Origin of the sequence: Yimella lutea (assembly GCF_006715095.1) — a bacterium.
GTDB classification, from domain to species: Bacteria; Actinomycetota; Actinomycetes; order Actinomycetales; family Dermatophilaceae; genus Yimella; species Yimella lutea.
Genome location: NZ_VFMO01000001.1, coordinates 805974 through 823218, shown reverse-complemented (window position 1 = coordinate 823218; position 17245 = coordinate 805974). Strand labels below are relative to the sequence as shown.

The 17245-nt window shown below is 68.4% G+C and carries 18 protein-coding genes and 1 tRNA gene; 4 read left to right on the top strand and 15 right to left on the bottom strand.

The genetic code is table 11. The features are described 5' to 3' along the window. Positions 1–40: 40 nt before the first annotated feature. The 10 genes from FB459_RS03900 to FB459_RS03855 form a co-directional block, all read right to left on the bottom strand. On the bottom strand, positions 41–523 hold the full coding sequence (locus FB459_RS03900) for a DUF3180 domain-containing protein (protein ID WP_129625173.1): 483 nt from the start codon (positions 521–523) through the stop codon (positions 41–43). After that, positions 523–1404, bottom strand: coding sequence for a 2-amino-4-hydroxy-6-hydroxymethyldihydropteridine diphosphokinase (gene folK / locus FB459_RS03895; protein ID WP_129625172.1), 882 nt, complete (start codon positions 1402–1404; stop codon positions 523–525). Before folK ends, FB459_RS03900 begins: the two co-directional genes overlap by 1 nt. Then, positions 1401–2240 carry a dihydropteroate synthase gene (gene folP / locus FB459_RS03890; RefSeq protein ID WP_170221673.1) on the bottom strand — a complete coding sequence of 280 codons (840 nt, stop codon included), beginning with the start codon at positions 2238–2240 and terminating at the stop codon, positions 1401–1403. Before folP ends, folK begins: the two co-directional genes overlap by 4 nt. Further along, positions 2237–2830: a GTP cyclohydrolase I FolE gene (gene folE, locus FB459_RS03885; protein WP_129625171.1), complete on the bottom strand. Its 594-nt coding sequence runs from the start codon at positions 2828–2830 to the stop codon at positions 2237–2239. The genes folP and folE overlap by 4 nt, the downstream gene beginning before the upstream one ends. Further along, positions 2802–4817 carry an ATP-dependent zinc metalloprotease FtsH gene (ftsH, locus tag FB459_RS03880; RefSeq protein WP_129625170.1) on the bottom strand — a complete coding sequence of 672 codons (2016 nt, stop codon included), beginning with the start codon at positions 4815–4817 and terminating at the stop codon, positions 2802–2804. Before ftsH ends, folE begins: the two co-directional genes overlap by 29 nt. A 274-nt stretch (positions 4818–5091) precedes the next feature. Further along, positions 5092–5643: a hypoxanthine phosphoribosyltransferase gene (gene hpt, locus FB459_RS03875; RefSeq protein ID WP_141927530.1), complete on the bottom strand. Its 552-nt coding sequence runs from the start codon at positions 5641–5643 to the stop codon at positions 5092–5094. 4 nt (positions 5644–5647) lie between these two features. Next, positions 5648–6622: a tRNA lysidine(34) synthetase TilS gene (tilS, locus tag FB459_RS03870; RefSeq protein WP_141927529.1), complete on the bottom strand. Its 975-nt coding sequence runs from the start codon at positions 6620–6622 to the stop codon at positions 5648–5650. Positions 6623–6636: 14 nt separating this feature from the next. Next, on the bottom strand, positions 6637–7674 hold the full coding sequence (locus FB459_RS03865; protein ID WP_141927528.1) for a zinc-dependent metalloprotease: 1038 nt from the start codon (positions 7672–7674) through the stop codon (positions 6637–6639). A 26-nt stretch (positions 7675–7700) separates the two neighbouring features. After that, positions 7701–9104: a D-alanyl-D-alanine carboxypeptidase/D-alanyl-D-alanine endopeptidase gene (dacB, locus tag FB459_RS03860; protein WP_141927527.1), complete on the bottom strand. Its 1404-nt coding sequence runs from the start codon at positions 9102–9104 to the stop codon at positions 7701–7703. Between the two features lie 55 nt (positions 9105–9159). Further along, entirely contained in the window at positions 9160–10476 is a 1317-nt protein-coding gene (locus FB459_RS03855) for an MFS transporter (protein ID WP_141927526.1), read from the bottom strand. 41 nt (positions 10477–10517) lie between these two features. Here FB459_RS03855 and FB459_RS03850 point away from each other — a divergent pair, with 41 nt between their 5' ends. After that, the gene (locus tag FB459_RS03850) at positions 10518–11375 is read left to right on the top strand and encodes an alpha/beta fold hydrolase (RefSeq protein WP_141927525.1); all 858 of its coding nucleotides are present in this window, start codon (positions 10518–10520) and stop codon (positions 11373–11375) included. Between the two features lie 182 nt (positions 11376–11557). On the opposite strand, the gene FB459_RS03845 is transcribed toward FB459_RS03850, so the two are convergent. After that, a complete protein-coding gene (locus FB459_RS03845; RefSeq protein WP_141927524.1) occupies positions 11558–11776 on the bottom strand; it encodes a hypothetical protein in 219 nt (72 codons plus the stop codon). A 120-nt stretch (positions 11777–11896) separates the two neighbouring features. Between FB459_RS03845 and FB459_RS03840 the strand changes: the two genes are divergently transcribed. From FB459_RS03840 to FB459_RS03830, 3 genes are all read left to right on the top strand, one after another. Then, positions 11897–11970: transfer RNA gene (locus tag FB459_RS03840), tRNA-Thr, on the top strand. Positions 11971–12100: 130 nt separating this feature from the next. Continuing rightward, on the top strand, positions 12101–12412 hold the full coding sequence (locus tag FB459_RS03835; RefSeq protein ID WP_141927523.1) for a YciI family protein: 312 nt from the start codon (positions 12101–12103) through the stop codon (positions 12410–12412). Continuing rightward, positions 12409–13032 (top strand): sigma-70 family RNA polymerase sigma factor, encoded by a 624-nt coding sequence (locus FB459_RS03830; RefSeq protein WP_141927522.1) that lies wholly within the window; start codon positions 12409–12411, stop codon positions 13030–13032. The genes FB459_RS03835 and FB459_RS03830 overlap by 4 nt, the downstream gene beginning before the upstream one ends. A gap of 48 nt (positions 13033–13080) precedes the next feature. Here FB459_RS03830 and FB459_RS03825 read toward each other — a convergent pair whose 3' ends face one another. From FB459_RS03825 to tmk, 4 genes are read right to left on the bottom strand one after another with little or no spacing between them, the layout of a single operon-like run. Then, complete coding sequence (locus FB459_RS03825; protein ID WP_141927521.1) at positions 13081–13725, bottom strand: HAD family hydrolase; 645 nt, start codon at positions 13723–13725, stop codon at positions 13081–13083. A 55-nt stretch (positions 13726–13780) separates the two neighbouring features. Then, a complete protein-coding gene (locus tag FB459_RS03820; protein ID WP_141927520.1) occupies positions 13781–15373 on the bottom strand; it encodes an alpha/beta hydrolase in 1593 nt (530 codons plus the stop codon). 21 nt (positions 15374–15394) lie between these two features. Continuing rightward, positions 15395–16555, bottom strand: coding sequence for a DNA polymerase III subunit delta' (locus tag FB459_RS03815; RefSeq protein ID WP_141927519.1), 1161 nt, complete (start codon positions 16553–16555; stop codon positions 15395–15397). Continuing rightward, complete coding sequence (gene tmk, locus FB459_RS03810) at positions 16552–17190, bottom strand: dTMP kinase (RefSeq protein ID WP_141927518.1); 639 nt, start codon at positions 17188–17190, stop codon at positions 16552–16554. The genes FB459_RS03815 and tmk overlap by 4 nt, the downstream gene beginning before the upstream one ends. Positions 17191–17245: the final 55 nt, after the last annotated feature.

Here is a 17245-nt window from a genome sequence, read left to right as displayed (position 1 = left end):
CGGAACAATTCTCCCTCGATCTGTCCGCGCACGGACGGCCTCACGCGGGAGTGGCGTCGCCCTTCGGCTTCTTGTCGTCGTCGTCCTCGTCGATGCGGCACCACTGCTGCACCACGAAGCCGATGATCGCCAGACCGACGGACGCGAGAGCCGAGGCCGCCGCGACGATCGCGATGCCGCGCAGACGGTCGGAGTCGAGGTTGTGCAATGCCGCCGCTGCGTGACCCGCATACCAACCGGCGAGCACGCCGCCGACGAGGGCGGACGCCTGTGCGGCGACCAACGTCCGACGGGCCACCTGGGGCGCCGGCATCCGGCGCGCGGTGTGCCGGCGGTACGAGCGGATCTGCCAACCGCCGGCGGCGACCAGCCCGCCCATCAGCGCGATGACCGCGACAGTGAACCAACTGATCTGCGGGATCGTGTTGCCCTGCGTGCTCCAGAAGCGCAGGAAACCGTAGGACAGCACGAAAGCGATGACGCCGGCGATCACCGGGTGTCGTACCTGGACACCGTCCTGCATCAGTCGTTCACCGCCCGGACTCCGGTGGTGTCGACCTCGGCGGCGAGATCGCTGACCGCGCGGACGCCGTCCGCGGTGCGCAACCGGGCACCCGGGTCGAGGTTCCCCCAGGGCACCAACACGAAACCGCGCTCGCCGGCTCGCGGGTGCGGCAGGGTCAGCTCGTCGGTGTCACTGGTCAGATCGGAGCCGTCGGACGGGTCGCCGACCTGAATCAGATCGAGGTCGAGCGTCCTTGCCCCCCAACGGCCTTCGCGGGTGCGGTGGTGCCAGCGCTCGATCTGGTGCAGCCGGTCGAGCAGCGTCTGCGGCGCCAGGCGCGAGCGGCCCAAGATGACGGTGTTGAGGTAGTCGGGCTGGTCAGGTCCGCCGACCGGGTCGGTCTCGACGAGTGGCGCGACCGCGACGACGGTGAGTCCGTCGGTCTCGTCCAGCGCGCGGATCGCGGCCTTCAGCGTGGCCTGCCGGTCGCCGAGGTTGGCGCCCGCTGCGATGACGACAGGGCGGTCGTGCTCGCGGTGCACGGTGACCGCGGGCCCACCCAACCGGGCGTCGTGGAACGGGACGCCGGCAGGAGCCTGCGGCTTGCGAATGGTCACGGTGGCGGACTCGACCCCGGGAAAGGAAAGCGTGGACGCGGCGATGCGCTCGGCCAGAGTCTCGATGAGATCGACCGGTTCGCCGCGCAGGACGGCCTCGGCCGCCTGGGCGACGTCGGCGTAGCTGACCGACCTGGTGAGGTCGTCGGACTCGCCGGCCCGGCGGACGTCGATGCCGAACGTGATGTCGGCGAGGAAGCGCTGCGGCTCGACCTTCTCGCTCGCAAGGACGCCGTGGCAGGTGGTGACCTCGAGGCCGGTGATCGTGATCGTGTCGCTCATCGCGCCGCCCGCAGCGAGCCGACGACGTCGCAGGCCGCCATGGTGGAGCGCACCTCGTGCACGCGGATCGCCCAGACCCCGGCCTGGGCCAGCACCACGCTGACCGCAGCCGTCGCGGCATCACGCCGGTCGGCGGGCAACGGCGAACCGTCCACCGATCCGACCGGACCGAGGAAGGACTTACGGGAGGCCCCGACCAACAATTCGTGACCGAGTTCCATGAAGCGCGGCGTGGCACGCAACACCGCCCAGTTCTGAGCGGCTGTCTTGGCGAAACCCAGGCCCGGGTCGAGCACCAACAGCTCAGGACGGATCCCGCTGTCCAACAGTGCGTCCCGGCGCTCGCTCAGCTCACGCAGGACGTCCTCGACCACATCGTCGTACTGCGTGCGGGTCTGCATGTCGTGACTGTGACCGCGCCAGTGCATGGCGACGTACGCCGCCCCGACCTCGGCAACCATGGTCGCCATTTCCGGGTCGGCCAGGCCCCCGCTGACGTCATTCACGATCGCCGCTCCGGCCTCGACGCACGCGTGCGCCACGGATGCGCGCATCGTGTCGACCGAGATCGGCACGTCGGCAGCAAGAGCCTCGACCACCGGCAGCACGCGGGCCTGTTCATCCTGGGCGGACGGTCGTTCGGCACCTGGACGGGTCGACTCGCCACCGACGTCCAGGATGTCGGCACCCTGGGCGATGAGGTCGCGACCGTGCGCGATCGCGGCTTCGTGGTCGAACCAGCGTCCGCCGTCGGAGAACGAATCGGGGGTCACGTTGACCACGCCCATGACCAACGGGCGGTCGGCGGGCCGCTTCGGCAACGACCGGGCGGTCATCGGTGGGAGGAAGCCTTCATCAGGCTCATCGCCTCGGACCGGGTCGCCGGGTCACGCAGCACGCCTCGCACCGCGGAGGTGATCGTCGTGGCGCCGGGCTTACGCACGCCGCGCATCGACATGCACAGGTGCTCGCATTCCAAGACCACCAGCACGCCCTGGGCATCCAGGTGGGTGATGATCGCGTCGGCGATCTGCGTGGTCAGCCGCTCCTGCACCTGCGGACGCTTGGCGAACACATCGACCAGGCGGGCGATCTTCGACAGCCCGGTCACTCGTCCGTCCTTGGCCGGGATGTATCCGACGTGTGCGACGCCGTGGAAGGGCACCAGGTGGTGCTCGCAGGTGCTGTAGAGCTCGATGTCCTTGACGATGATCAGCTCGTCGTGATCGATCTCGAAGGTGCGCGAGAGCACCTCGGCGGGATCCTGATCCAGGCCGGAGAACACTTCCTCGAACGACTTGGCGACCCGCATCGGGGTGTCGACCAGGCCGTCGCGGTCGGGGTCCTCCCCGACCGCGATCAGCAGTTCACGCACCGCCGCGGCGGCGCGATCACGATCAAATGCCCGGCGGGTCAATGCGTCCACCGTCCGGCACCTCGACGATTGCCTCCACCGGACGCTCCTCGTCCTTGTCGAGGTCGACGCCCTGGGCCAGCGCACGCTTCTCGGCCTCGGTCATGACCGGCGGGCGGTCGCTGACGAACCGGCGGTCGCTGGACAGCCACACCTGACGCTTCGGACGCTTGTGCACGTTCTTGAAGATCTCGGCGAGCTGCTCGGCGTTCAGCGTCTCCTTCTCCAGGAGTTCGAGCACGAGGGCGTCGAGGATGTCGCGGTTGTCGTTGATCGCGTGCCACGCCTCGTCGTGCGCGGCCTCGATGAAGCGGCGCACCTCGTCGTCGACGACGCTCGCGAGCGCCTCGGAGTAGTCGCGCTCGTGGCCCATGTCGCGCCCGAGGAAGACCTCGGAGTTACCGGAGCCGAGCTTGACCGCGCCGACGCGCTCGCTCATGCCGAACTGCGTGACCATCTGGCGCGCCATACCGGTCGCCTTTTCGATGTCGTTGGACGCACCCGTGGACGGGTCGTGGAACACGACCTCCTCGGCCACACGTCCGCCGAGCGCGTACGCCAGCTGGTCGAGCAACTCGTTACGGGTGGTGGAGTACTTGTCGTCGATCGGCAGCACCATCGTGTACCCGAGAGCGCGGCCGCGCGGCAGGATCGTGATCTTGCTGACCGGCGCGGTGTGGTTCATCGCCGCGGCGACGAGCGCGTGACCACCCTCGTGGTACGCGGTGATCTTGCGTTCCTTGGCGCTCATCGCACGGGTCTTCTTCTGCGGGCCTGCCATGACGCGGTCGATCGCCTCGTCGAGCGCACGGTTGTCGATGATCTGCGCGTTGCTGCGGGCGGTCAGCAGCGCCGCCTCGTTCAGCACGTTGGCGAGGTCGGCACCGGAGAAGCCCGGGGTGCGACGGGCGACGGCGAGCAGGTCGACGTCGTTCGCCATCGGCTTGCCCTTGGCGTGCACTTGCAGGATGTGATGACGGCCGGCCATGTCGGGCGCCTCGACCGCGATCTGACGGTCGAAACGTCCCGGACGCAGCAGCGCCGGGTCGAGGATGTCGGGACGGTTGGTCGCCGCGATCAGGATGACATTGGTCTTGACGTCGAAGCCGTCCATCTCGACCAGCAACTGGTTGAGGGTCTGCTCGCGCTCGTCGTGGCCACCGCCCAGACCGGCACCACGGTGGCGGCCGACGGCGTCGATCTCGTCGACGAAGATGATCGCCGGGGCGTTCTCCTTGGCCTGGTTGAACAGGTCGCGGACGCGAGAGGCACCCACACCGACGAACATCTCGACGAAGTCGGAACCGGAGATCGAGTAGAACGGGACGCCTGCCTCGCCGGCAACGGCGCGGGCCAGCAGGGTCTTACCGGTACCGGGCGGGCCGTAGAGCAGCACGCCCTTCGGGATCTTCGCGCCGACGTCCAGGAACTTCTTCGGTGACTCCAGGAACTCCTTGATCTCGTGGAGTTCCTCGACCGCTTCATCGGCGCCGGCGACGTCGGAGAAGGTGACGGTCGGCATGTCCTTGGTGGCGAGCTTCGCCTTCGACTTGCCGAACTGCATGACGCGCGAACCGCCGCCCTGCATCTGGCTCAGGATGAACCAGAAGACACCGAGCACCAGCAGCAGCGGCAGGATCGTGAACAGCAACGACACGAAGACGTTCTGCCGGGCGGGATCGTCGGTGAAGCCCTTCGCCGGCGGGTTCTTCTCCAGCAGCTGGACGATGTGGTTGCCGCGGGCGGTGACGTAATCGGCCTGGACCTTCTTGGCGTCCTTGGCCTCACCACCGGTGTACGCCGTCTTCAGCGTCAGGTTGATGCTGTCAGGCGTGAGCTTGGCCGACTCCACCTGCTTGTTGGCGATGAGCTTCTGGGCTTCTGAGGTGTCGATCTTCTGGTAGCCACCGGCATTGCCGACGGAGAACCAGATGAACGCACCCGCGATGACGAGGGCGATCAGCAGCCAGGGGCCGCGGACGAGACGCTTCGATTTCATGTACGTGCGGGGTGGTCGCCCCGTGCCTCCTGCTCACTGTGCATTACCAGCTGACCGACAGCCGAATCGCTGACCGACGCTACATCGTGGTGGACCGGCGCAAACCGATCGGTCCATCCTCCCAGCCCCAACGGACCAGGAACGAATTGTGTTCCGGCTACCTCACATCGGTCCGTGCCGGCGACGATGCCGGACCGTGCGAGCCTGCGAGCGCGGCCGGAGGAGAAGTCGTCACAGAAGGCGCAGATGTAGTCGAAGGCTGAGCCCGCGAAGCCTACGAGTACATGTGCGGCGCGAGCACGCCGATGTCGCGCAAGTTGCGGTACTTCTCGTCGAAGTCCAGGCCGTAACCGACGACGAACTCGTTGGGGATCTCGAAGCCGACGTACTTGCAGTCGATCTCGACCTTGGCGGCCTCGGGCTTGCGCAGCAGGGTGCAGATCTCCAGCGAAGCCGGGTTGCGGGACAGCAGGTTGCTGCGGATCCAGTTCAGGGTCAGCCCAGAGTCGATGATGTCCTCGACGATCAGCACGTGCCGGTTCGAGATGTCGGTGTCGAGGTCCTTCAGGATGCGGACGACGCCGGAGGACTTGGTGCCCGAGCCATACGACGACACAGCCATCCAGTCCATGGTCACGGTGCCGGGCAGCGCACGCATGAGGTCGGCCATCACCAACACCGCGCCCTTCAGGACGCCGACCAGCAGCACTTCCTTGTCGTGGTAGTCGGCCCAGATCTCCTTGCCGAGCTCCTCGAGCCGGGCGTGGATCTGCTCCTGCGTGTACAGGACGTGGTCGAGGTCGTCACCGAGGTGCGCGGAATCCATGGGCCTATTCAACCTGACCGCTGGGCTCGACGTGGATCTGCCCGGTGCCTCGTCGCACCCGAAGCCGTCCGGGGACGTCCACGGGTCCTTGCCCGCGCCAACCGGTGAGCAGGGTCTCCAGGGACGCCACGTGTGTCGAGGACAGGTCGGCGATGACCGCGCCCTGCGCCGCAAGCGCTCCGCGCCACCACCGGGTGCGAATCGCGATCGGGACGCCCGTCAACTCCTCCACCGGCCACGGCGCACCACCCAGGCGGTCCTGCAGCGCTGCTGTTTCGGCGTCGAGGTGGTCGGCGTCCTGGCGGGCGAGGTCGGCCGTGCGGGCAAGACCCTTGATCAATCCCGGACCGAGATCACCTTCGAGATGGGCGAGCGCGCGACGCACACGCACCCGGGAAAAGCGTGGGTCGTCGTTGTGCGGGTCGTCCCAGAACACCAATCCCTCGGCCGCGCACGCCTGCCGGGTCTGCTGTCGGCTGATGCGCAGCAGCGGTCGGACGAGGCCGTGCCCGGCCGGTGCCATCGCCGCGATGGACCGGAGCCCGGACCCCCGCACGAGCCCGAGCAGCACGCTCTCCGCCTGGTCGTCCTGGGTGTGGCCGAGCAGGATTGCGTCCGCTTCCGTCCGCCCCGCGGCTTCTCGAAGCGCCGCGTACCGTGCTGCGCGGGCTGCCGCCTCCGGACCGTCCTTGCTGTCGGCGACCTCGACCGCGACCACCTGCGCGGACAGTCCGAGGCGGCGGACGCGTTCGGCCGCGTCCTGCGCGATCTGTGCCGAGCCGTCCTGGAGCCCGTGATCGACGACCATCGCCAGCGCTTCTGCATCCAGCTTGGGTGCCTCGAAGGCGACGGCGGCAGCCAGGGCCGTGGAGTCTGCGCCGCCCGAGCACCCGACGATCACCCGGCGTAACCCGTTGTCCCGCAGCGCGGTCCGCACGGCCAACCGGATGGCGGCGACCGCGGGGTCAGGCCCGGGCACCGCTGACCGACCACTCAACCATGGACGCGGGCGAGCCAGCGTTCGGGCTCGGTGATCTCCACGGCGGTCGGGAGGGTCTCCGGTGAGGTCCAGACCTCGTTGAGTCCGTCGACACCGACCTTGTCGATCACCGCGCGGCAGAAGACGGCGCCGTCGCGGTACTGCCGCATCTTGGCCTCGAGGCCGAGCAATCGGCGCAACACCCGGTCGACCGAACCGGCACCCTTGCGCCGCTGGTCGAACTTGCGCCGGATCTCCTCGACGCTGGGCACGACCTGAGGGCCGACGTCGTCCATCACAACATCGGCGTGGCCCTCAAGCAGCGACATGACGGCGGTCAGCGCAGCGACCCGTTCGCGCTGCTCGGACGTGACGAACACGTCGGCGAGCCCGCTGCCGCCCTCCTTGAGCGCGGCCGGCAGCCGAGAGCTGATCTCCTTCAGCTTCTGCGGCATGGCCTCGGGGTCGGGCACCAGGTCGACCATCAGTGACCTCGAACTGTCGATCATGTGATCGCGCAGCCATGGGACGGCAGTGAACTGCACTCGGTGGGTCTCCTCGTGCAGGCACACCCACAGCCGGAAGTCGTGGCTGTCTACGTTCAGTTCCCGTTCTGCCGCAACGATGTTGGGAGCCACGAGCAGCAGGCTCGGCTGTCCACCGGGGGCGAGGTCGTACTGGCCCAGCACCTTCGACGAGACGAATCCGAGCAACCCGCCGGCCTCGGTGCCGGAGACCTTGGACGTCACGGCCCGGGTGGCCCGGCCGCCGGCCCGCTTGGCCAGCAGTTTGTCCATCACCGGGTCGGTCAGCGATGCGAACGAGTTGACGTTGACGTCGATCCAGGTGCCCCGGTCCACGACGTGCACCGGCGAGTGCGGATGACCGGTGGTGTCGAGGCGGGCAGTGGACGCGACCGGTTCGTAGGCGCGTTCTGCCGCGATCCGAAGATCCTCGGTGACGGCGTGCGCCTCCCCCAGACTCACGGTCGGGCCGTCGCCGGCCACGCGTCGTCCGATGCGGCGGGCGATGGTCCAATCCACGTACGACATGTCAGCCAACCTAAGCGACGGTTCGGTCAGAGCTTCGCGAGCGCCGCAACGGTGTTGTCGATCGCGGCGCGGACGCCCCACGCGCCGGCCCCGTTCATCGGGCCGTTGCTGGTGATCGCGAAGACGAGAAGGCGTCCGGAATCGGTGACGACCGTGCCGGCGAGTGAGCTGACGTCGGGCAGGCTGCCGGTCTTGGCCCGCACCTCACCGGCGGCCCACTTGTCGGAGTCGAGGGAGTAGCGGTCGTGCAGGGTGCCGTTCCAGGCAGCGACCGACTCGCGGGCGAGTACTTCCTGGAAGGGCTTGCTCTTGCCGGTCGTGCCGGCAACGAGCAGGTCGCTCAACAGCTTCGCCGGGATCGTGGTGCCGTCGGACAGTCCGCTGACATCGGCGAGCTTCACGCCGGTGGTGTCGAACCCGTCCTTCTCGAGCAGGGAACTCACCCATGTCGTGACAGAGTCACTGGGTACGCCCTGACCGAACGCAGCTGCGCGCGTGAGGGATTCGATCATCGCGTTGTCACTGTCACGCATCGCTTGACCGAGCACGTCGATCAACGGGGCACTCTGCACCGACCCGAGTACGGGGACTCCAGCTGCGGACTTGACCTCGCCGCCGGCGACCGCGGTGATGCCGCGCTTGCCGAGTTCGGAGATCAACGCGTTCAGCACCGACCTGTTCGGGTCGGCTGCGGCAGGCTTCGGGGGTTGTGAGCGCTCGGTGGACAGGCCGAGTTGCGCGATCCGGGCCGAGAATCCCATCCCGAGGTAGTCGGGGTGCCAGGTCCTCACCGCGTCCGGACCGGGTGCGTAGGTGGTGGTGTCGAGGCCGACGGTCACCGAGGTGCGACCCTGCTTCTTCAGCCCGGTCGCGACCTGTGCGGCCAGATCGGCGACGCCGGCGTGACCGACGATCTGGTTCGGATCACCCTTGCCCCGCGCGAGGACCGTGTCTCCGCCGGCAACGAGCACGGGCTGTCCGCCGTGGTCGACCACCTTCGTCGTGAACGGCTTGTTCAGGTCCATGGTCGTGGCGACAGCCCAGGCCGCGAGCAGTTTCGTGGTCGATGCCGGGATGAGGGCGCGCGCGCCGGCTTGGTCGAAGAGGGTCGCGCCGGTCGCCGCGTCGCGTACGACGACCGAGGTGTCCTTCAGGTAGCCCTTGGACGCGAGCGGTCCCTTCAACGCAGCGGCCACCTGCGGGGCGCTCAACGGTTGCCCGGACGCGACGGGCACTGCGGACGGCGCGGACGGCGGTTTCGGGGCGGGGTACGACGGCGCCGGGGTGGTCTGCGAGGGCAATGGCACGGGTGAAGGGCTGGTGCTGTCGAGGGTGAGGATGCCGGGAACCTTGTCGTGAACGTCCAGCACGCCGTAACCGCCGACAGCCAGCAGAACGACGGCGCCACCGGCCAACACTTGTTTCAGCACTGCTTCCCTTCCGCACGCTCGTACGTCAGGTGCGAGCGTAACGGCGGCGGGCTGGTCAGCCGTGCCGCTTGGAGATCCGGCGACGCAGGTGCTCCATCTCGGGGTTGGTGTCGATCTCCGCCCGGGCCAGACGACGCAGCCGCACGATCTGCACGATGCCGATCGTCCAGACGATGTACTGAACGCACCACGCCGCTCGGAAGCTGTTGTTGGTCCAGGTCGCAGGCCCACCCGGGGAGACACGGTCGAGCACCACGCCGATCAGGACGACGGTGCACAGGGATGCGGTGAACCCACCGACGTTGACGATGCCGGTGGCCGAGCCGATGCGGTCCGGCGGGTTGAAGGTGCGGGCGAGGTCGAAGCCGACCATCGATCCGGGTCCGCCGATCGACATCATGATGCCGAGCAGCACGACCAGCGGGGTCGGCGGACGTCCAGGCCACAGCAGCACGACCGTCCACGTCGCCACGATGGCGAGAACGAGGCCGAGCACGAGCGTCGACCGCGAATACGGGAAGCGGACGGTGAACCCGCCGATGAACGGCGAGACCATGATCCCGGTGATCACCATCAGCGTGAGCAGGGCACTCGCCTCCCCCGAGGACATCCCCAATCCGACGGTCAGGTACGGGAATCCCCAGATCATCGCAAAGACCGTCGCGCTGAACTGTGCGGTGAAATGGCACCACAGGCCGAGCTGGGTGCCCGGCGTCCGCCAGGCCGAACGCAACGCGCGTCCGACGGAGCGCATGCGCAGCTTCGTGCGATTCGGGTCGAGGTAGGGGGTGTCGCGGACGACCAGCAGCATGACGATCGCGACGACCACACCGGAACCGGACGCGATCAGGAACGATCGCTGCCAGCCGTACGTGTGCAGGGCGGCCGACAACGGACCCGCGGCAAGGATCGAGCCGACCTGTCCGGCCCATCCGGTCGCCTGGGTGACCATCGCGGAGCGCGCCGGCGGAAACCACAGCGCGACCAGTCGCAGCACGGACACGAACACCATCGCGTCCCCCATGCCCACGAACACCCGCGCGAGCACGCCGGCTCCGAACGTGTGGGCGAACGCGAACCCGGCCTGTGCGAGGGTCATCATCGCCAGACCGGTGGTCAGCAGGGCGCGCGAGCCGAAGCGGTCGAGCATCGCTCCGACCGGCACCTGCATCGCGGCGTAGACCAGCAGCTGCACCATGGTGAAAACGGCCAGCTGCGCCGAGGTGATGTGGAAGCGTTCGGCAGCGAGCACCCCCGCGACGCCGAGCGAGGCCCGGTGGAAGACGGCGAGCACGTAGACCAGCAGCGCCGCGCCCCAGACGAACCAGGCCCGTCGTCCGCCGAGTGGATACGCAACCGGCGCCGTGCTCACTTCGTCCTCCTTTGTGGGTTCGACGTGTCAGGCTCGTCCCCATGCAGAATTTCGAGCGTGACGGACTGGTCTTCGACGTGACCGACAGCGGCCCCCGCGACGGTGAGGTGGTCGTTCTGCTGCACGGCTTCCCACAGGATGGCACCGCATGGACGGGTGTGTCAGAACGTCTCAACGACGCCGGGCTGCGCACACTTGCCCCCGACCAGCGTGGCTACTCCCCCGGCGCCACGCCGAAGGGTCGGGCGGCGTACGACATCCGTGAGTTGATCGGCGACATCGCGGCACTGGTCGAGGCGAGCGGCGCCGAGAAGGTGCACCTGGTCGGGCACGACTGGGGAGGCGCGGTCGCGTGGTCGATGGCGGCGCACCGGCCCGACCTGGTCTCGACGGTGACCGTGTTGTCGACGCCGCACCCGGCTGCGATGGCCTGGGCACTGCAGCACGGCGGGCAGTGGCGCAAGAGCTGGTACATGGCAGCGTTCCAGGTGCCTTTCCTGCCCGAACTGCAGATGTCGCGCGGGATGCGAAAGATGTTCTCGCGCACCGGACTTCCCGACTCGTACGCCGATCGCTACGTGGCTCGCTTCAGCACCCCGGAGTCGTTGCACGGACCGCTGGGTTGGTACCGCTCCTTGTCCAGCCGCGCCTCCTTGGTCGCGAACGCCAAGCCCGGACGCAAGAAGTCGGAGGGCGGCGGCGCAAAGCACGTGTCGATCCCGGCGACCTACATCTGGGGCAGCAAGGACTTCGCACTCGGTCGTGCGGCGGCGGAGAAGACCGAGGAGTTCTGCGACGGGCCGTACCACTTCATCGAGTTGCCGGCCGGGCACTGGTTGCCCGAGACCCGCACGGACGACGTCGCCGAGGCGATCATCGAGCGCGTCAACGCTGGCTGAGCCGAACCACCCACTCCGCGGGCTGAGCCGAACCACCCACTCCGCTGGTTGAGCCGAACCACCCACTCCGCTGGTTGAGCCGCGCTGCCGACGAAGGAGGCAGCGCGCGCCGAAACCAAGGTGCGCTGCGGTACCGAGCCCACTCGGCGTTCAATGGTGGATCGGCGTCGTCCCGGCAGCACTCAGAGGTCGCCCTGCTCCTTGCGACGCTTGCGCTCCTCGTCCTTCTGCACCAGCACCGGCTTGCGGATCGGCTCCTGACGCGGCTTGTTGCGATTACGGCGTTCGCCGATCATCACCATGATCACGAAGATTGCGACGAACCCCATCGAGAACATGATGAACGTCGGTCCCATGCCGAGGGCTTCGGACTTCGCGGGCAACATGGCGAGCTCGTTCACCCCTCGATGATCGCAGCCCCGAGCGATCGGCCGTAGTCCGGCCGCTCGATTCGGCGGATACACACCCGGCGCGTATACTCGCTGATCGCATCCGTGCGCGTCCGCGCTGCCGGTTGCGGCGCCGCTTTAGCTCAGTTGGCCAGAGCGATTCACTCGTAATGAATAGGTCGTCGGTTCGATTCCGACAAGCGGCTCAGTCAAGGCCCCCGGTCCGCCGGGGGCCTTTCTTCGTCGATCCACTTCGGAATCCACGGTGAGTCGTACGCAAACTGCTGCAGTTCGAAGCCCCATGGCCACGATGATCCCGAGATTCCGGCGTTCGGGATGCATGACGCCGGCGAACTACAGCACGGGTGGACGCCCGACGCGTTCCTGGAGGAACTGGGCAAGCAGGGTGAACTGATCGGCGGCGAAGCACTGGGTGACCCGAAGTCCTCGACCCTCTACCGGGTCAAGAACGGCGACCCGATCGCGTCCGACGGCCCGTACGCCGAGACCAAGGAACAGTTCGCCGGCTTCTTCCTCGTCGATGTGCAGGACCGCGCTCGCGCCGAAGAAGTCGCGGCGAAGTTCGCCGGTCCGGGCGAGACGATCGAGTTGCGGCCGACGATGTGGCCCGGCGGCGAGGACCAGTGACGATCAGTGAGGACGTGTGGCGGCACGAGGCGCCGCACGTCCTCGCCGCGCTGCTGCGTCGGCACCGTTCGTTCCACGACTGCGAGGACGCCGTCCAGGAAGCACTGCTCGCGGCGGCGGCGCAGTGGCCCGCCGACGGTGCGCCGCAGAGTCCACGCGCCTGGCTGATCCGGGTCGCGTCCCGCAAGATCATCGACCACCGCCGCTCGGTCGACGCCGAGGCGGCCAGGATCGATCGGTATGCACTGCAGGAGCGCCTGGACGACCCCGTGGTCGGCGATCCGATCGGCGACGACGACACCCTGCGGATGCTGTTGTTGTGCGCCCACCCGCAGCTGTCGGACACGTCCCGGGTCGCCCTGACCCTGCGAGCAGTCGCCGGGCTGCCGACCCACCGGATAGCGGACCTGCTGCTCATGCCCTCGGCGACCATCGGGCAACGGATCAGTCGCGCGAAGACCACGATCCGTGAGGCCGGGCTCACCGCGCCGACCGACCGCTGCTCGCCGACCCGGCACAACGGGGGAACCACCGACTCCATGCCACCCGCGCGCACCTGCTCGAACTCGCCGGGGAGGATGAGCCGGCCCGCGCGGCGTTCGCTCTCGCGGCGAGCCTGACGCACAGCATCCCCGAGCAGCGCTACCTCAACGCCAAGGCCGCACGGGTCAGCCGCTGAGCAGGAACTCCCGCAGTTCGTCCACCGTGTCGACGATCGCGTCGGGGTCCAGTGACTCCAGCACCTCACGCGTACCGGCACCCCAGGTCACCGCGACGGACGCCATGCCCGCCGCGCGAGCGGCCAGCACGTCGACGTCCGCGTCACCGATGTACACGCAGTCCGACGGGTCGGCACCGAGAGCATCGGCGGCGAACAGCAGCGGGTCGGGTTCGGGCTTGTGCTTGGCCGTCTCGTCCATCCCGGCCAGCACGTCGATCGCCTCGTCCAACCCGACCACCCGCAATCCCTGCAGGACAGTGGACGCCTTCTTCGATGAAACGACGCCGAGCCGGATCCCCTTGTCGGACAGCGACTTCAGCAGCTCCGGCATGCCCTCGACGCGCTCGATCAGGGCGTCGTGCTGGGCGAGGTTCCAGTCACGGTAGGTCGCGGTCAGCTCTTCGCCGCGGCCCGGGTAACGCTCCTCGAACACCGGCTGCAGCGGACGCCCGATCCACGAACGCACCTCCACCTCGTCCACCGCCGGCAACCCGGAGGTCTCCAAGGTGTGGTGGTAGGACTGCACGATCAGCGGGATCGTGTCGGCCAGGGTGCCGTCGAAGTCGAACAGGGCAACGGGTCGAAAACTCACCCGAGAACCGTACGACTGCCCGCGAGCTACGCGGTCCTGCGGGCGAGGTTCGCCGTCAGCAGGTCTGGCCGTCCGGCGGCAGAGTGCCGTTCAGCAAGTACCCGTCGACGGCGTCGTTGACGCACTCGCTCTGGCCGTAGGCGGTATGTCCGTCGGCGTCGAAGGTGAGCAGGCGCGCGTGCTTGAGGTCCTTTGCCAGACGCTGCGCGAAGGCGAGCGGCGTCGCGGGGTCACGGGTGTTGCCGATCACCAGGATCGGGCCGGTGCCGTCGGCGGTGACCTTCTTCTGCTTGCCGGTCGCCGGCACCTTCCACTCGCCGCAGGTGAGCGAACCCCAGGCCAGCATGTTGCCCCAGGTCGGCGCCTTCTTGGCGAACTCCGTTGCGTCCTTTGCATATTCGTCCAGGTTGTTGCTCGCCTTACGGTCGAGACACGACACCGCGTAGAACGCCTGCATCGAGTTGTCCCGGTAGGCACCGTTGGCCTGTCGGCCGGCGTACTGGTTGGCCATTGCCATCAGCGGCTTGGGGTCGCCGCCCATCGCCGCCTTCAGCGCCTCGGTCAGGGACGGCCAACTCGCCTTGGAGTAGAACCCGAGCGCGAGACCGAGCGTGGCCCAGCCCTCGGTGAACCGGGTGACCGGGCCTTCGCCGGAGATCGGCAACGGCTTGGCGTCGAGCTGCTTCAGGAATGTGCGGATGCGCTGCATGCCGGCGTCGACGGTCGAGCCGAGATAGCAGTCGCCCTTGCTGACACAGTCCTCGACATAGCTGCGGGTCGCTGCCTCGAATCCGGTGGCCTGTCCGAGGTTCATCTCCTGGGAGGTGACGTCGGGCGGCACCACGCCGTCGAGCACGAAGCGTCCGACGCGCTGGGGGAACAGGTCGGCGTAGGTCGATCCGATGAAGGTTCCGTAGGAGAAGCCGAGGTAGTCCAGCTTCTCGCTGCCGAGTGCGGCGCGCAGCACGTCGAGATCCTTGGCCACCTCGACGGTGGAGACGTGCCCGAGCAGCGGTCCGGCCTTGTCCTTGCAGGCCTGCGCGAAGGTGCCGACCGACTTCTGCACCGAGGACTGCTCGGTCTTGTCGTCGGGAGTCGGGTCGATGCCGAGCATGGTGTCCATCTCGGCGTCGGACGCACAGGTGATCGGCGCCGAGCGCCCCACGCCGCGCGGGTCGAACCCGACGACGTCGAACGACTCGAGCACCTTCGGCGTCACGACCCCGTCGGCCATCGCGCCGTAGTCGTAGCCGCTCGCCCCGGGACCGCCCGGGTTGACCACGAGGGAGCCTTTGGCCTTGCCCTTCGCGGCGACCTTCGACAACGCGAGTTGGATCGTCTGGCCACCCGGGTCGGCGTAGTCGACCGGAACGGTGAGCTTGGCGCACTTCACGCCTTCGCAGTCGCCCCACGTCAGCTTCTGCGTGTAGAACTTCTCCAGCGCCTTGGCCGGGTCCGCCGCGCCGGCCGAAGAAGAACCGGACGTCGTGGCGGCGCCGGACGAGGGCTGGGAGCCGACTGGGGACGAGGTGCTCGCCCCGTCGTCCGAACCACCGCTGCAGGCGCTGAGGGCCAGCGCGGACGCGGCGAGCAGTGCGAGCGTCGACCGTCCGGTTCGGCGCGAGGAGGTGAGTGAGGTGCGGCTCATGGTCCTCAACGCTACGTCAGGTCATACCTGCACGCGCAGCGAGATCATCATCGCTTCCAGGGCCAGCAGCGGCGGGACGTTGGCGTCGATGCGCTCGCGGGCGGTGCCGATCGCGTCCATCGCCCCGAGCAACGATTCGGGGGCGTGCTGCGCGAGGGTCTCGACCTGGACGCGGTGGTCCTGGTTGATCAATGGGACCCGGCTACCCGTCTGCGTCACCAGCGCGTCGCGGTAGATGGACATCAGATCGACCAGAGACCGGTCGATGACATCCCGGGTGATGCGCGTGGCGCGGGTCTTCTGTTCTTTCTCGAGCGCCGCCAATTGTGAACGGACGTGCGGTGGCTGGGTGCGGGCTGCGGCATCGGCGCCGAGCTGCTCGAGCAGTCGCTCGCGTTCGGCCGCGTCGCGTTCACCCGCGGCTGCTGCCGACTCCTGCTTGGCGAGGGTGTCGAGTGCCTCGGCCGCGCGGATCGCGTCGCCGAGCGACCGGATGGACCCGGCGAGGTTGAGGGTGTCGGAGCGCCGCCCCCGGGCGGCGTCGTCCTTGGCCAGGCGCTTGGCCAGACCGACATGGGACTGTGCCGCTGCAGCGGCAAGCAGACCCTGTTCCTTCGGGACGCCGTCGCGACGCTCGAGCAGGTCGGCCACCGCCTCGATGGACGGGGTGCGCAACCGGACGTGCCGTGAGCGGGAGCGGATGGTGATGATGACGTCCTCGAGGCTGGGTGCGCACAGCAACCACACAGTGCGGGCGACCGGTTCCTCCAAGGCCTTCAGCAGGGCATCGGCGGCGCGCTCGGTGAGGCGGTCGGCGTCCTCGATGAGGATGACCTGCCACGGCCCGACGGACGGCGAGTGCTGAGCGGCGACGGCGAGTTCGCGGGCGTCGCGCACCTGGATCGACAGACCCTGCGTGGCCAACACGGTGAGATCGGCGTGCGAGCCGTCGATCACCGTTCGACATTCCCGGCAGGCGCCACACCCGTTGTCGGGGCACTGCAGAGCGGCGGCGAACGCCCGGGCCGCAGTGGAGCGTCCCGAACCAGGCGGGCCCGTGAACAACCACGCGTGCGTCATGGATCCCGGGGTGGTGACGGCTCGCTGCAGCGTGGCGACGACCTCGGGCTGACCGACGACATCGGCCCAGACGCCGGACTCCACTCCGGTGGCCGGACTCATGCCCTCATCCCGAGCAACGCGGCGACACGGGTGCGGATCTCGCCGGCGAGCTCGTCGCGGTCGCGTGTGGCGTCGAGGACGAGGTAGCGCTCGGGTGCCTGGCGCGCCATGGCCAAGAACTGCTGACGGACCCGGTGATGGAAGTCGTCCGCCTCCCGCTCCAGCCGGTCGTGGGAGTCGCCGCGGCGGGCCCTGCCGACGGCGGGGTCGACGTCCAGGACGATCGTCAGGTCGGGGACCAGATCGTGGGTCGCCCACATCGACAGGCGGCGGACGTCGTCGGCATCGAGATCACGCCCCTCCCCCTGATAAGCAACCGAGGAGTCGAGGTAACGGTCCTGCAGCACGACATCACCGCGCTCGAGCGCCGGACGGACCAGCGTCGCGATGTGGTGGGCACGGTCGGCTGCGAACAGCAGCGCCTCGGCTCGCGGCTCGACGTGATCGCCGTGCAGGAGCAACTGCCGGATCTGGGCGCCCAAGGGGGTGCCGCCGGGTTCACGGGTGACCACCACTGTGCGCTCGACGGAGCGCAACCACTGGGCCAGCGCCTCGATCTGGGTGGTCTTGCCGGCGCCGTCGCCACCTTCGAAGACGATGAAACCGGTGGCGTTGCAACCGGTGGCGTTCGACATGGCGGCAAGCCTAGGCGAGCCCACCGACACGCCCCTTGCGGATCCCGCAGATCGC

Bases quoted from the DNA above. Each gene is read 5' to 3' on its own strand.
- hpt (WP_141927530.1), bottom strand. From the start codon at position 5,643: ATGGATTCCGCGCACCTCGGTGACGACCTCGACCACGTCCTGTACACG.
- FB459_RS03815 (WP_141927519.1), bottom strand. From the start codon at position 16,555: ATGAGTCCGGCCACCGGAGTGGAGTCCGGCGTCTGGGCCGATGTCGTC.
- FB459_RS03900 (WP_129625173.1), bottom strand. From the start codon at position 523: ATGCAGGACGGTGTCCAGGTACGACACCCGGTGATCGCCGGCGTCATC.
- FB459_RS03865 (WP_141927528.1), bottom strand. From the start codon at position 7,674: ATGTCGTACGTGGATTGGACCATCGCCCGCCGCATCGGACGACGCGTG.
- ftsH (WP_129625170.1), bottom strand. From the start codon at position 4,817: ATGAAATCGAAGCGTCTCGTCCGCGGCCCCTGGCTGCTGATCGCCCTC.
- FB459_RS03850 (WP_141927525.1), top strand. From the start codon at position 10,518: ATGCAGAATTTCGAGCGTGACGGACTGGTCTTCGACGTGACCGACAGC.
- folK (WP_129625172.1), bottom strand. From the start codon at position 1,404: ATGAGCGACACGATCACGATCACCGGCCTCGAGGTCACCACCTGCCAC.
- FB459_RS03820 (WP_141927520.1), bottom strand. From the start codon at position 15,373: ATGAGCCGCACCTCACTCACCTCCTCGCGCCGAACCGGACGGTCGACG.
- tmk (WP_141927518.1), bottom strand. From the start codon at position 17,190: ATGTCGAACGCCACCGGTTGCAACGCCACCGGTTTCATCGTCTTCGAA.
- folP (WP_170221673.1), bottom strand. From the start codon at position 2,240: ATGACCGCCCGGTCGTTGCCGAAGCGGCCCGCCGACCGCCCGTTGGTC.
- FB459_RS03835 (WP_141927523.1), top strand. From the start codon at position 12,101: ATGCATGACGCCGGCGAACTACAGCACGGGTGGACGCCCGACGCGTTC.